The organism is Streptomyces sp. NPDC002671, assembly GCF_053592475.1.
This window is the reverse complement of record NZ_JBSFVU010000002.1, coordinates 389,252-402,790: the sequence shown is the minus strand read 5'-3', so window position 1 is coordinate 402,790 and position 13,539 is coordinate 389,252. Positions and strand designations below refer to the sequence as shown.

General features: G+C 71.4%; 12 protein-coding genes. 9 read left to right on the top strand and 3 right to left on the bottom strand.

The genetic code is table 11. The features are described 5' to 3' along the window. The first annotated feature begins 253 nt into the window (after window positions 1-253). The 3 genes from ACWD35_RS04630 (at window position 254) to ACWD35_RS04620 (ending at window position 2,607) form a co-directional block, all read left to right on the top strand. Entirely contained in the window at window positions 254-991 is a 738-nt protein-coding gene (locus ACWD35_RS04630; RefSeq protein WP_451349665.1) for a transglycosylase family protein, read from the top strand. Window positions 992-1,081: 90 nt separating this feature from the next. After that, window positions 1,082-2,089 (top strand): helix-turn-helix transcriptional regulator, encoded by a 1,008-nt coding sequence (locus ACWD35_RS04625; protein ID WP_451349664.1) that lies wholly within the window; start codon window positions 1,082-1,084, stop codon window positions 2,087-2,089. 302 nt (window positions 2,090-2,391) lie between these two features. Then, a complete protein-coding gene (locus tag ACWD35_RS04620; protein ID WP_451349663.1) occupies window positions 2,392-2,607 on the top strand; it encodes a proteinase inhibitor I78 in 216 nt (71 codons plus the stop codon). Between the two features lie 118 nt (window positions 2,608-2,725). On the opposite strand, the gene ACWD35_RS04615 is transcribed toward ACWD35_RS04620, so the two are convergent. Then, on the bottom strand, window positions 2,726-3,754 hold the full coding sequence (locus ACWD35_RS04615) for a phosphatase PAP2 family protein (RefSeq protein ID WP_451349662.1): 1,029 nt from the start codon (window positions 3,752-3,754) through the stop codon (window positions 2,726-2,728). A 237-nt stretch (window positions 3,755-3,991) separates the two neighbouring features. Beyond that, a complete protein-coding gene (locus tag ACWD35_RS04610) occupies window positions 3,992-5,398 on the bottom strand; it encodes a hypothetical protein (protein ID WP_451349661.1) in 1,407 nt (468 codons plus the stop codon). Window positions 5,399-5,658: 260 nt separating this feature from the next. On the opposite strand from ACWD35_RS04610, the gene ACWD35_RS04605 reads away from it, so the two are divergent. Together ACWD35_RS04605 and ACWD35_RS04600 are read left to right on the top strand one after the other, a co-directional pair. Beyond that, on the top strand, window positions 5,659-7,326 hold the full coding sequence (locus ACWD35_RS04605) for an MFS transporter (RefSeq protein WP_451349660.1): 1,668 nt from the start codon (window positions 5,659-5,661) through the stop codon (window positions 7,324-7,326). Window positions 7,327-7,394: 68 nt separating this feature from the next. After that, the gene (locus ACWD35_RS04600; RefSeq protein ID WP_451349659.1) at window positions 7,395-8,585 is read left to right on the top strand and encodes an acyl-CoA dehydrogenase family protein; all 1,191 of its coding nucleotides are present in this window, start codon (window positions 7,395-7,397) and stop codon (window positions 8,583-8,585) included. A 37-nt stretch (window positions 8,586-8,622) separates the two neighbouring features. Here the strand turns inward: ACWD35_RS04600 and ACWD35_RS04595 are convergent, their stop codons facing one another. Continuing rightward, entirely contained in the window at window positions 8,623-9,060 is a 438-nt protein-coding gene (locus ACWD35_RS04595; protein ID WP_451349658.1) for a cell division protein SepF, read from the bottom strand. Window positions 9,061-9,323: 263 nt separating this feature from the next. On the opposite strand from ACWD35_RS04595, the gene ACWD35_RS04590 reads away from it, so the two are divergent. From ACWD35_RS04590 to ACWD35_RS04575, 4 genes are all read left to right on the top strand, one after another. Then, a complete protein-coding gene (locus tag ACWD35_RS04590; RefSeq protein WP_451349657.1) occupies window positions 9,324-10,460 on the top strand; it encodes a DUF5685 family protein in 1,137 nt (378 codons plus the stop codon). A 45-nt stretch (window positions 10,461-10,505) separates the two neighbouring features. Beyond that, window positions 10,506-11,255 carry a DUF1684 domain-containing protein gene (locus ACWD35_RS04585; RefSeq protein ID WP_451349656.1) on the top strand — a complete coding sequence of 250 codons (750 nt, stop codon included), beginning with the start codon at window positions 10,506-10,508 and terminating at the stop codon, window positions 11,253-11,255. Window positions 11,256-11,407: 152 nt separating this feature from the next. Further along, window positions 11,408-12,259, top strand: a complete 852-nt coding sequence (locus tag ACWD35_RS04580; protein ID WP_451349655.1) for a S1 family peptidase — start codon at window positions 11,408-11,410, stop codon at window positions 12,257-12,259. Window positions 12,260-12,496: 237 nt separating this feature from the next. After that, window positions 12,497-13,396 carry a S1 family peptidase gene (locus ACWD35_RS04575; RefSeq protein WP_451349654.1) on the top strand — a complete coding sequence of 300 codons (900 nt, stop codon included), beginning with the start codon at window positions 12,497-12,499 and terminating at the stop codon, window positions 13,394-13,396. Window positions 13,397-13,539: the final 143 nt, after the last annotated feature.

Below are 13,539 nucleotides of genomic sequence, written 5' to 3'. Positions count from 1 at the left end.
GCATGATCACGGCACCGGCCGCGGCGGACGGGGACGGGCGCGAGGAACCGCGGTCCTGCGCGGGCAGACGCGCTCCGTCCTGGGGGAGCCCGGGTTCAACGAGCACCGCTCGGGTACGTCCGCCGGCCGGCACCGGAAGAGCATGATCACGGCACCGGCCGCGGCGGACGGGGACGGGCGCGAGGAACCGCGGTCCTGCGCGGGCAGACGCGCTCCGTCCTGGGGGAGCCCGGGTTCGTGGAGAGGGAATTACATGTCCGAGTGTGCCGATACCAGCCGCTACACCGCTCGTCCCGACAGCGCCCGCAAGGGCCGTACGACGGCCGCTCTCGCCGGAGCGGCACTGCTCGCCCCGCTGGGGCTGCTGGCCGCGACCGGCAACGCCGCCGCCGCGGACAACGGAGTGTGGGACCGCATCGCCCAGTGCGAAAGTGGCGGCAACTGGCACATCAACACCGGCAACGGCTACTACGGCGGGCTCCAGTTCTCCGCCGGCACCTGGCGCGCGTACGGCGGCACCGCGTACGCCCCGAGGGCCGACCAGGCCTCCAGGAGCGCGCAGATCGCCGTCGCCACCAAGGTTCAGCACGCCCAGGGCTGGGGCGCCTGGCCGGTCTGCGCGGCCCGGGCCGGAGCCTCCGGCACCGCACCGTCGACCTCGTCCTCCGGGACGGACCGGAAGAGCACGCCCGAGCACAGCACCGCCGAGCAGAGCGCGACGAGGCACAGCGCCGCCACGCAGCACACCGCCACGGAGAGCAGCGCCACCACCAAGGCAGCCCCGCAGCGACCGGCGAAGGCGCCGGAGCGTCCGGCGGGCCACACCGGCCGCAGCCCGTCCCACGGTGACTACACCGTCCGCGAGGGCGACACCCTGAGCGCCATCGCCGCCCGGTACGGCACCACCTGGCAGCGGATCTACGCCGCCAACAAGGCGGTCATCGGCGACGACCCGAACCTGATCGTGCCCGGCCAGCGCCTCGCCCTCTGAGCGGGCGGCGAGAGCCGATCGCCCGACCGGTGCAGCCGCTGTCCCGAATGAGGACAGCGGCTGTCCTCATCCACTGGCAGACTCGCGCCCATGTTGGAGACCTCGGCACGTCTGCTGCGTCTGCTCTCGCTGCTCCAGGCCCACCGTGAATGGTCCGGCCCCGAACTCGCCGAGCGCCTCGGCGTCACCCCGCGCACGGTCCGCCGGGACGTGGACCGGCTGCGCGAGCTGGGCTACCCGGTCAACGCCAGCCCCGGCACCGGCGGCGGCTACCAGCTCGGCGCGGGCGCCGAACTGCCGCCGCTGCTGCTGGACGACGACGAGGCCGTCGCCGTCGCCGTCGGCCTGCGCACCGCCGCCGGACAGGGCATCGAGGGCATCGGCGAGACCTCCGTACGCGCCCTCGCCAAGCTGGAACAGGTGCTGCCGAACCGGCTGCGCCGCCGGGTGAGCGCCCTCAACGCCTTCACCGTGCCGATGCTGCGCCCCGGTCCGCCCGCGTCCCCCGTCGACCCGGCCCTGCTCACCGAACTCGCCCACTTGTGCAGGGACACCGAGCGGCTGCGCTTCGAGTACCGCAGCCACGAGGGCGCCGCCAGTCGGCGTACGGTCGAACCGCACCGGCTGGTGTGCACCGAGCGGCGCTGGTACCTGGTCGCCTGGGACGTGGACCGCGCGGACTGGCGGACGTTCCGCGTCGACCGCATCACCCCCAGGCCGCCGCACGGACCGCGCTTCGCTCCGCGCGAGGCGCCCGCCGAGGACCTGGCCGCCTACGTCTCGCAGGGCGTCTCCACGCGCGCGTACGCCACGCACTCCGCCGTCCGGCTGCTGGTCCCGCTGCACGAGGCCGCCGAGCGGATCTCACCGTCCGCCGGGACGCTGGAGGCCGACGGGACGGACGCGTGCATCCTGCGCAGCGGCGCCGCGAACCTGGAGGTGATGGTCGTTCACGTCATGATGCTCGGCTTCCCGTTCGAGGTGCTGGAGCCCGCCGAGCTGACCGAGACCATCAGGACGGTGCGCGACCGGCTCGACGCGGCTCTGGCCCGGTCCGCGCCGACAACGGGCGCACGGCCGCATGTGCGGGAACCGTGAATTTCCCAGCCGGCGTCAGCTCCCGTGACACCGCCCCGGATTCCGGTGGGGAATGAGCCCCCGGACCGGCTCCGGTCCTCCTCTCGGCGCTTTCCGCCGGACAATTGGACGGGGTGCTCCGGCGTGCTTGAATTTCGCTTGATTACGCCGGTAAGCCCTACGGAAACCCTCGTTCGTGTGACGGAGTTCGAGTGGAACGGGGTGCCGGGAATCTGTGACAGAAGTGTGACCGGCTTCTGATGCGATTCTTACCCGGCGGTGCCCGGCTTCCGCCGCCGCCGGATACCGCCTAGCGTGGCCGCATGGCACCGATTCCCACTCCGCCGGCGGAGCCCCAGGACAGCCCGGACGGGTACGTCGGCCTCGACGCCGGCCAGGCCGAACAGCTCGCCCGGGAACGGGGGTGGTCGACGGTGCGGTCCCTTCCGCCCGACGCGATCATCACCATGGAGTACCTGGTGGGCCGGCTGAACTTCGTGGTGCGTGACGGCCGCGTGGCCCGCGCCTGGAAGGGCTGACCTTCCTCGCCGCATGACCGTACGGACGACGAAGGCCCCGCCTCCCTTTCGGGAAGCGGGGCCTTCGTCGTGGCGCGGGGGTGGTGGTGCGTACCGGGCCCCGTCGCCCTCCGAGCCGTCAGCCGCCTGTCAGGGGGCGGGCCGGCTGGGTCGTGCCGCGCGGGAGACCGGCGGGGTGCGGCGGGCGCCTGCTGCCCGCCGGCGTGACCGGGGTGCGCTCCGAGCGGGCCGTGTGCGGGCCTGCCGCCAGATGGATCGTGCCCCGGGAGGCACGGGTCGAGGCGACCGGCTCGCGCTCCGGGGCGGACGGCTCGGCCGGCGCGGTGCGCTGCTTGAGCAGCGCCACCGGCGCGACCGGCACGGCGGGTACGGGGACCGGCCGGCCGCGGCGCGCGCGCCCACGGTCGCGCAGGTCGAACAGCCACGCCTCCGTCCGTGCGATCAGCGGCTCGACCCAGGGGAGGGCGAGCATGATCAGCAGACCCGCGGCCCAGCCCAGCAGCACGTCGCTCAGCCAGTGCGTACCGAGGTAGACGGTGGTGAGGCCGACGCCGAGCGAAGTGACCGCCGACAGCGCGGACAGCCAGCGGCGCGCCCTCGGGGTGGAGGCCAGATACGCCAGGATCCCCCAGGTCACCACCGCGTTGGCAGTGTGGCCGCTGGGGAATATATCGCCGCCCAGGCCCATCTCGTTCGAGCCGATCACGGTGGCGTAGTGCGGACCGAGCCGCCCCATGCCGAGCTTGGCGGCGCCGACCGTGGCGTTCAGCAGGAGCAGTGAGGCCGCCAGGGTGAGCAGCGGGCGGAGTGTGTGCTGCCGCCAGGAGCGCCAGCCGAGCCAGGCCGCGACCATCACGGCGGTGGGGCCGCGCTGGCCGAGCACCACGTAGTAGTCGAGGAAGGCGTGGATCTGCGGCCACTGCTGGTACGGCCGGAAGAACATGACCTGCCAGTCGAGCCGGACCAGCCAGGAGGTGGTGATCACGGCCCATACGATCGCCAGGTAGAAAGCCAGGGTCGCGGAGAACAGCACGACCCGGTGCCGGCTCATCCGTGGCACATCGATCTGAACCGCTCGTTCCGGCTCGCGGTCCAGCCTGGCGAACACCCGGTCCAGACGCCGGGTGAGGTTTCGTTCGGTACGCACCCAATCGACGTTACAGCGAGTGAGCTGTGCGCCCGGTCGAAACAGGGGCTTTGTGATGACGATGTGATGTGGGAAACGTCTCAGGTGCGCCTTTAATTCCAAGGATTCCGCAATCCTGTGTGGTTGGTCCCTTCAATTCCTTTGATCATGCCGGGTGTCGGTTATAAGGCGCTTATAAATTCGTTCACCGAATCATCGGGTGGAATTCTCCGCTCGCTCACCCTGAGCGAAAGTTGATCATGGTGGACCGGAGCCGTTCAGCCAGAACGCGCCGTAGATCGCCGACGCCACCGCCACACCCACCGTGACCAGCACCGAACGGGACGTGCGCGACCGGGCCAGGGCGCGGGCGAGCGGCAGCAGCAGCGGGAAGGCGGGCAGCAGCAGCCGGGGCTTGGAGCCGAAGTAGCTCGACGCGCACAGCGCGAGCGCCAGGACGACACCCGTGTAGACCAGCAGGGGGACGGGCTGGCGCTGGCGTACGCCGGTCACGTAGAGCCAGATCAGCAGGGCGACTCCGATGGCCAGTCCGGCGCCGGCCAGGGCCGACGGAAATGACGTGAATTTGTCGCCGACGAAGCGCGCGAAGGCGTACCCGCCGTCGAAACCGTTGCGCCACCCTGCCTGCACGTCCAGATATCCGAGCGGCCCCTTGTCGGTGTGGTGCCCGACCCACAGGACATAAGCGGCGGCTCCGAGCGGTGCGAGCACCATGCCGAGGGCGCGACGCCACGCGGGGGCGCTGGAGGTGGGGGATGGGGCGCGTGTCGGATCCTGTGCGCCGGGGGTGACGGAAGGGGCGCGTGTCGAGTGGTGCGCGCTGGTGGGATCGGAAGAGGCGTGCGTGGTGTGGAGTGCACCAGTAGAAGCGCCAGTAGAAGAGGAGGGGGCGCAGGGCTGGTCGTGCACGCCGTCCGGTGTCGCTGTGCGCCCGGCGGAGGCGTCGCCCTCCGGGACAGGGGCGCGTTCGCCGTCCCGCGCGCCCTGCGGGACGGCCGTGCCCCGGGTTCGCACGAAGGAGATCGCGCCCGCCACCCACACCGCCGCGACCACCGCCGCCCCCACCGGCCGGGTCAGCCCCGCCAGCGCCGCCAGCAGTCCGGCGCTCACCCACCGGCCGGTCAGCACCGCGTACAGCGACCACGCGGCCAGCGCCGTGAACAAGGACTCGCTGTATGCCATCGACTGCACGATCCCGACCGGCAGCGCCGCCCACAGCAGCACCGCGAAGATGCCGACCCGGGGGCCGTAGACCCACTCGGTCACCGCGAAGATCCCCCCGGCCGCGGCGAGCGAGGCGAGCAGGGCGACCGTGAAGCCCGCGTCGGCGTACGACAGCGGCGTGACCGCGTGCAGCAGCCGCTCCAGCCAGGGCAGCAGCGGGAAGAACGCCAGGTTGGAGTGGACGTCGCCGTTCGGCAGCCGCACCTCGTAGCCGTAGCCCAGCTCGGCGACCCGCGAGTACCACAGGGCGTCCCAGCGTGCGGTCAGCAAGGTGTGCGCGTTCTTGCCCCGCGCGGCGCTCCACACCGCCAGCACGATCAGGCCCAGGGCGCGCACCGCCGCGTAGCCCAGGAGAGCCGGAACCGCCCGGCGCAGCAGGGTCGCGCGGGGCGGGGACACGGGCGTCGCAAGATCGGTCACGGGCTCGATTATCGACGGGCCCAGGGAGCGGACCGTACGGCGGGGAGCGGTCAAGGGTTGCTGCAGTGGCGTACGCCACACGGGTTCGGTCGCGCGTGTGAGAGGTCCGCCACGCGTGCCCCAGGCGAACTCGCGTACATTGACGAGTCACCCGCGTGGGTTTGCGCGGGCCGGAGACACCGCTCCTCTCCGGCCGTACGACAGGGCTTCCCCACCCCGTCGGCCCGCACCGCGCGAGGGAACATCTGGGAGGTACGTACATGTCCGGGACGACCACGGCTGCCGTGCGGCAGCGCCGTCGGGCGGCCGGGGCCGGTGCCCACCCCGGGTCCAACCGCTGGGTCGTGCTCGTCGTCCTCTGTGTCAGCCTGCTGCTCGTCGCCCTGGACGCGACCGTGCTGCACGTGGCGGTCCCCGCCGTCACCGAGGACCTCAGGCCCGGCGGCGTGGAACTGCTCTGGATCGTCGACGTCTACCCGCTGGTCTGCGCCTCGCTGCTGATCCTCTTCGGCACCCTCGGCGACCGGGTCGGCCGCAGACGCGTCCTGCTGCTCGGCTACACCCTCTTCGGCGTCGCCTCCGCCGTGGCCGCCTTCGCGCAGACCGCCGAGATGCTGATCCTCGCCCGCGCGCTGCTCGGCGTCGGCGGCGCGATGATCATGCCCGCGACCCTGTCGATCCTCCGCCAGGTCTTCCCCGACCGGCGCGAGCGCGCGCTGGCCATCGGCATCTGGAGCGCGGTGGCCGCCGTCGGCGCGGCGGTCGGGCCGCTGCTCGGCGGTTTCCTGCTGGAGCACTTCTGGTGGGGCGCGGTCTTCCTGGTCAACATCCCGCTGATGCTGGTGAGCCTGCCGGTCGGCCGGATGCTGCTGCCCGAGTCCCGCGGCGACCGCAACGGCCCCTGGGACGTGGCCGGCGCGCTGATGGCGGCGGCCGGCCTGTTCGGTGTCGTCCTCGGAGTGAAGCGGCTCGGCGGCGGGGAGCCGGCCGCGAGCCCGTTCACCCTCCTGCCTCTGCTCGCGGGTGCGGCGCTCCTCTTCTTCTTTGTACGGCGGCAGGGCCGGCGGACGTATCCGCTGGTCGACCTGCGGATGTTCCGGCGGCCCGCGTTCACCACCTCGGTGGGCTGCATCGTGCTGGCGATGCTCGCGCTGGTGGGCCTGGAGCTGATCGCGGCCCAGTACCTGCAGCTGGTGCTCGGGCTCTCCCCGCTGCAGACGGGCCTGAGGCTGCTGCCGCTGACCTTCGCGGCGATGGCGGCGGGGCTGGCCGGCGCGCGGATGCTGCGCCGCTTCGGGCCGCGCCGCATGGTGTGCTTCGGCTTCTGCCTCACCGCCGCCGCGGTCCTCGTACTGACGGCGATGGGCGCGACCGACAACGCCGCCCTGCTGCTCTCCGCCTTCGTGCTGCTCGGCTTCGGCCTGGAGACCACCCTCTTCGGCGCCTACGAGTCGATGCTGAGCGAGGCCCCGGCCGAGCAGGCCGGCGGGGCGGCGGCGATCGGCGAGACCTCGTACCAGCTGGGCGCGGGCATCGGCATCGCGCTGCTCGGCAGCATCATGAACGCGGCCTACGCCCCCGGTCTGGCCTCGGTGCCGGGCGTCCCGGCAACGGCATCGGCCTCGGCGGGGCACTCGCTCGGCGAGGCCTACGACGTCGCCGACCGGCTCGGCGGCTCCGCCGGGGCCGCGCTGCGGCAGGCGGCCCGGGACTCCTTCGTGCACGGGCTCCATGTCACCCTGCTGGTGAGCGCGGGCCTGCTCCTGCTCGGTGCGGTGATGGCCCTGCGGCTGCCGCGGATCATGCAGTGCGGGGAGCAGCCCGAGGTGGAGCTGCCGGCCCCGCGGGAGGCCGAGGTCGCGCCGGTGGAGGTTGTGCAGCCCAGGGTCCCCGTGGCGGCTCTGGACGTGCGGGACGTGGCACCGTAACGTCGGCCGCGAGTTGTAACTAGCGTCGCTAGTTTTCACTGCGTCTCAGTGTGCCGGAGGGTGTTTCCATGTCCGCGTCCGCGAAGTTGCCCCCGTTCGATGCCGCCGACCCGCTCGGGCTCGACGACCTTTTGGAGCCGGAGGACCTGGCCGTCCGGGACACGGTCCGCAACTGGGCGGCCGACCGCGTGCTGCCGAACATCGCCGACTGGTACGAGAAGGGCGAGCTGCCCGAGATCCGGGAACTCGCGCGCGAACTCGGCGGCATCGGCGCCCTCGGCATGTCGCTCACCGGGTACGGCTGCGCCGGGGCCACCGCCGTCCAGTACGGCCTCGCCTGCCTTGAGCTGGAGGCCGCCGACTCGGGCATCCGCTCCCTGGTCTCCGTGCAGGGCTCCCTCGCGATGTACGCGATCCACCGGTTCGGCAGCGAGGAGCAGAAGCAGGAGTGGCTGCCCGGCATGGCCGCCGGCGAGGTGATCGGCTGCTTCGGCCTCACCGAGCCCGACATCGGCTCCGACCCCGCCTCCATGCGCACCCACGCCAAGCGCGACGGCGACGACTGGGTCCTCAACGGCCGCAAGATGTGGATCACCAACGGGTCCGTGGCCGGGGTCGCCGTCGTCTGGGCCCAGACCGAGGAAGGGATCCGCGGCTTCGTCGTACCGACCGACACCCCCGGATTCTCGGCCCCCGAGATCAAGCACAAGTGGTCCTTGCGCGCCTCCGTCACCAGCGAACTCGTCCTCGACGACGTACGGCTGCCCGCCACCGCCGCCCTGCCGGACGGCATCGGCCTGCGCGGCCCGCTCAGCTGTCTCTCACACGCCCGCTACGGCATCGTCTGGGGCGCGATGGGCGCCGCGCGCAGCAGCTTCGAGTCGGCCCTGGAGTACGCGAAGACGCGGGAGCAGTTCGGGCGGCCAATCGGCGGCTTCCAGCTCACCCAGGCCAAACTCGCCGACATGGCGGTCGAACTGCACAAGGGGATCCTGCTCGCCCACCATCTGGGGCGGCGGATGGACGCCGGCCGCCTGCGTCCTGAGCAAGTCAGCTTCGGCAAGCTCAACAACGTCCGCGAGGCGATCGAGATCTGCCGTACGGCGCGGACGATCCTCGGTGCCAACGGGATCTCCCTGGAGTACCCCGTGATGCGGCACGCGACCAACCTGGAGTCGGTGCTCACCTACGAGGGCACCGTCGAGATGCACCAGCTCGTGCTGGGCAAGGCGCTCACCGGGCTCGACGCCTTCCGCTGACCCCAGGAGCGGGGCAGGGCCGGCGAGCGGCCCTGCCTCAGCTCTGGTTGAAGAAGCCGTCCTCGCGGCGGGCCGCCGGCTCGCCGGTGATGATCTCCGTGTTCGCGGGCGTCAGCAGGAAGACCCGCGTCGCGACCCGCTCGATCGTGCCCCGCAGCCCGAAGGTCAGTCCGGCCGCGAAGTCCACCACGCGCTTGGCGTCGGCCGGCTCCATGGCGGTCAGGTTCATGATGACCGGAACGCCCTCGCGGAACAGCTCGCCGATGGCACGCGCGTCCCGGAAGCTGTCCGGGGTGACCGTGCCGATCCGGCGGCCCTTCTCCTCGGCGACGTCCGTCGCCACCTTCACCCGGGGGTCGGTGACCCAGGCATCGCCGGGCTCGGTCCCCTCGTTGTAGTCGTCGTCGTAGTAGCGCTCGTCATCGTTGTCGTCGACGAGGCCGAGCCACGCACTCGCCTTGCGTACCGATCCCATGGACGCCTCCTCTCACAGCGGTCTCTCTTGCTTATCGCATCCCTATGGTCATCCATGATGCGGACGGCGCGCCAAGTGGATAGTCGCCGCGCGGGGGGTTTGTGACGGTACTGGTGCACAGCCCAAACGTCGAGACTCCTTGTGTCCCAAGGGTCGTGACACATACGGCTGCTGACTGTGAGTGAAATATGATTGTTTTCGGCGGATGGGTGAGACGCGGTGCGTCCGAGTGAACGTCCCATCAGGTCACGGGGGGATCAACGGTGTTCGGAATCGTCAGGCCATGCAGTCACCGGCTGGGGCAGAGCCTCAAGGCCGAGTGGATGGCGCACTTGTGCGGACTGTGTCTCGCGCTGCGCCGGGACCACGGACAGTTCGCTCGTGTTGTGACGAACTATGATGGGCTTCTCATATCGGTTTTGACGGAGGCTCAGGCGGGGCAGGCGAGCGGATCGCGGCGCACCGCCGGGCCGTGCGCACTGCGCGGCATGCGCACCGCTTCCGTCGCCCAGGGCGAGGGAGCGCGGCTCGCCGCAGCCGTCTCGCTGGTGCTCGCCTCGGCCAAGGTCCGCGACCATGTCGTGGACCGGGACGGGCTGCTGGCGCGGGCGCCCGTCGCGGCTGCCGCGCGCAGGGTCGCCGCGAGCTGGGGTCGGGCGGGGGCGCGGAGCGGCTCGGCGGTCGGGTTCGACACCGGGCTGCTCGTCGACGCCGTGGACCGGCAGGTGGGCATCGAGGCCCTCGCGGGTCACGGCACCCCGATCCTGACGGTCACCGAGCCGACCGAGACGGCGACCGCCGCCGCGTTCGCGCACACCGCGGTGCTCGCCGGGCGGCCGGCCAACGCGGAGCCCCTCGCCGAGGCCGGGCGGCTCTTCGGGCGGCTCGCCCACCTCCTGGACGCCGTGGAGGACCGGCACGCCGACGCCGAGACGGGCGCCTGGAACCCCCTGGCCGCCACCGGCACCTCCCTCGCCGAGGCCCGCCGGCTCGCCGACGACGCCCTGCACGGCATCCGACTCGCCCTGCGGGAGACCGAGTTCGCGGACGGCAGGCTCGCCCATCTGCTGCTCGTGCACGAGCTGGGCCGCTCGGTGGACCGGGCGTTCGGCACCGTGCCGGTTTGCGCGACGCATCAGCCGGGTCCGGTGGGGCCGTACGTCCCCGGCGTCCCGCACCACTCCGAAAAGCCCAAGGAGCCCCGGAGTTTCCTGCCCGGCTGCGGGATGTTCCTGCTGCTGTGCTGCTCGTGCCAGATGTGCTGTGCCGAGGAGTACGAAGGGCCCTGGTCGCGCAAGAAGCGGGAAGGCTGCTGCCGGGACTGCGACTGTCCGTGCGACGGGTGTGACGGCGGTTGCTGCGACGGGTGCGACTGCTGCTGCCCGTGTGACGGCTGCTGACGGTCAACGCTTGAACGCTATGACGGCTGGGCGCCGTCGCCGTCCTTGCGGGGGCGGCACCCTGCGCGAGCGCCTGGGCCTGACCTACTGACCGCCACCCACTGGCTGGAGGATTATCCGGAGGGGCGACTTCCGGACATTCCCGGGATCTGGGTGGCCGACGGGGACTCCGTGGTGCTGACGGCCACCGAGGCCGATGGCCTGACCGTGGAAGGCCGATCCTTCTCCGGTGAGGTCAGGCTCACCGCCGACCAGAGCTCGGCGGCCGAGGCGCGGGTCGAATTCGGCGAGAAGTGGCTGCCCGTGCTGCGGCGCGACGGCGTTACGGCTGTGCGGGTCTACGACCCCGACGCAGAGGTCCGCCGGAACTTCCGGGGCGTCGAGGCCACCACGTACGACCCGCGCTGGTCGGTGCCGGGCCGCTTCACGCCGTACGACGCCTCGCGCACCGTGCGCGTCGGGAACGCCGACAAGCGCCGGCGCGGGCTCGCGCTGGCCGGGGAACTCGCCTTCACCCTCGCCGGACAGGACCTGACGCTCCAGGTCGCCCGGCAGGGCGACGGCCGGCTGTGGGCGGTGTTCGCCGACGCCACCAGCGGCGACAGCAGCTACCGGCTCCGCTTCCTCTACCCGCATGCCCCTGGTGCCGACGGCCGTACGACGGTGGACTTCAACCGAGCCCAACTCCCGCCGTGCGCCTTCTCCGACCACTTCGTCTGCCCCTTCCCGCCGCCCGGGAACACCCTGGACGTGTCGATCGAGGCGGGGGAGCGCGTTCTGGGCCGAACTCCCTGAACTCCCCTTTTCCGTAAGGCTCCTGCGCCTCTCTTGTGCGCCCGGCCTTCCGGCGGCATTCTCACTGGGGCGCATGTCAGGAACACGCCATGCAAGCGCTTTACGGGTCCTCACCCCCCGGCCCGGCCTTCCGCTTCCCACGAGGAGGATCAGTGAGAGCCAAGCGCACCCGACTGCTCGCCATCGCCGCAGGTCTCATCGCCACGACCCTGGCCGGAGCCCCCACCGCGGGCGCGGCCGGTACCCACGTCCGCAGCGCGGCCCAGCTGGCCCGGGTCTCGGACAACGTCGCCAAGGCCGCGGTCGGCGGCACCGCCTGGTACACCGACCAGGCGACCGGCCGCGTTGTCGTCACCGCCGACAGCACGGTCACCAAGGCCGGCATCGCCCGCATCGAGAAGGCCGCGGGCACCGACCGGGGCGCCGTGGACGTCCGGCACTCCGCCGGGGCCTTCCGGCCGCTGGTGTCCGCCGGGAACGCCATCTACGGCGGCCAGTACCGCTGTTCGCTCGGCTTCAACGTGGTCAGCGGCAGCACGTACTACTTCCTCACCGCGGGCCACTGCGGCAAGGTTGCCAAGACTTGGTACACCGACCAGGCCCACACCACGCTCATCGGCCCGACCATCAAGTACGACTTCCCCGGCAACGACTACGCCCTGGTCCGCTACGACAACACCGCCCTCAGCCACACCGGCGGCTACAGCGCGGCCGATGCCTACGTCGGCGAGAGCGTCAAGCGCACCGGCTCCACTTCGGGCACCCACGGCGGCACGGTCACCGCGCTCAACGTCAGCGTCCACTACTCGAGCGGCGGCACGGTCAACGGCATGATCCAGACCAACGTCTGCGCCGAGCCCGGCGACTCCGGCGGGCCCCTGTACGACGGGTCGAAGGCGATCGGCCTGACCTCCGGCGGCAGCGGCGACTGCACGACCGGCGGCACGACGTACTTCCAGCCGGTCACCGAGGCGCTCAGCGCCTACGGCGTCAGCATCTACTAGGCGCGCGGCGGAGCCGTAGTGGCATTCGGCGGGTTGAAAACGCGTAACCTGTAGGACAGTTGAAGGCTGCACGGCCGAAAGGTGCCCTTGTGGCGACCGGCCGTGCAGCCGAATACTCCCCCTCAGCGCCTTGTCAAGGGAAAGCGGTCTCGGGAATCCCGGGCCGGCCCTTGGCTGCGCCTCACGGGCCTTCCGACCCCACGCGGGCCCCCGACTTCCCCTGGGAGGGAACGAAAAGTGAGGATCAAGCGCACCACTCCCCACAGCGGTACGGCGAGACGGACCCGGCTGATCGCCGTGGCAAGCGGTTTCCTGGCCGCAGCCGCGTTCGCAGCCCCCACCGCGAACGCGAGCGACGCCCACACGTTCAGCGCGACCCAGCTCAGCAAGGCGAGCGACTCCGTCCTCAAGGCGGACGTTCCCGGCACGGCCTGGGTGGTGGACGGCAAGACCCACCGTGTCGTCGTCACCGTCGACAACACGGTGTCCAAGGCCGAGATCGCCAAGATCAAGCGGCAGGCGGGCGCCGACGCGGGCGCGCTGACCATCAAGCACACCTCCGGCAAGTTCAACAAGCTGATCAGCGGTGGCGACGCCATCTACGGTGGCCAGTACCGCTGCTCGCTCGGCTTCAACGTGCACAGCGGCAGCACGTACTACTTCCTCACCGCCGGCCACTGCGGCCAAGTCGCCTCCACCTGGTACAGCAACTCCAGCCACACCACGGTGCTGGGCACCAACGTGGGCTACAGCTTCCCGGGTGACGACTTCGCCCTGGTGCGCTACACCAACTCCTCGATCTCGCACCCGAGCACGGTCGGCAACCAGACCATCTCCAGCGCGGCCACGCCCAGCGTGGGCCAGACCGTCTACCGTCGCGGTTCCACCACCGGCACGCACAGCGGCCGGGTCACCGCGCTGAACGCCACCGTCAACTACGGCGGCGGTGACATCGTCAAGGGCCTGATCCAGACCACGGTCTGCGCCGAGGGCGGCGACAGCGGCGGTCCGCTCTACGCGGGCAGCGTGGCCTACGGCCTGACCTCCGGCGGCAGCGGCAACTGCACCTCCGGCGGTACGACCTTCTTCCAGCCGGTCACCGAGGCGCTGAGCAAGTACGGCGTGAGCGTCGGCTGACGAACCTCGCAAAAGCCCCCGTACGCAACCGGCGTACGGGGGCTTTCTCTTGCCGATCCTCGGCCGGAGGACGAATTCAGGCCAGGGGCAACGGTGACTGTCCTGTGAAGAGTTACTCGCCCGTAGTGTTTGCAGTGCGAATT

What these genes read in the sequence shown, in the direction of transcription:
- ACWD35_RS04630 (WP_451349665.1), top strand. Translation starts at nt 254, where the DNA reads ATGTCCGAGTGTGCCGATACCAGCCGCTACACCGCTCGTCCCGACAGC.
- ACWD35_RS04625 (WP_451349664.1), top strand. Translation starts at nt 1,082, where the DNA reads ATGTTGGAGACCTCGGCACGTCTGCTGCGTCTGCTCTCGCTGCTCCAG.
- ACWD35_RS04620 (WP_451349663.1), top strand. Translation starts at nt 2,392, where the DNA reads ATGGCACCGATTCCCACTCCGCCGGCGGAGCCCCAGGACAGCCCGGAC.
- ACWD35_RS04605 (WP_451349660.1), top strand. Translation starts at nt 5,659, where the DNA reads ATGTCCGGGACGACCACGGCTGCCGTGCGGCAGCGCCGTCGGGCGGCC.
- ACWD35_RS04600 (WP_451349659.1), top strand. Translation starts at nt 7,395, where the DNA reads ATGTCCGCGTCCGCGAAGTTGCCCCCGTTCGATGCCGCCGACCCGCTC.
- ACWD35_RS04595 (WP_451349658.1), bottom strand. Translation starts at nt 9,060, where the DNA reads ATGGGATCGGTACGCAAGGCGAGTGCGTGGCTCGGCCTCGTCGACGAC.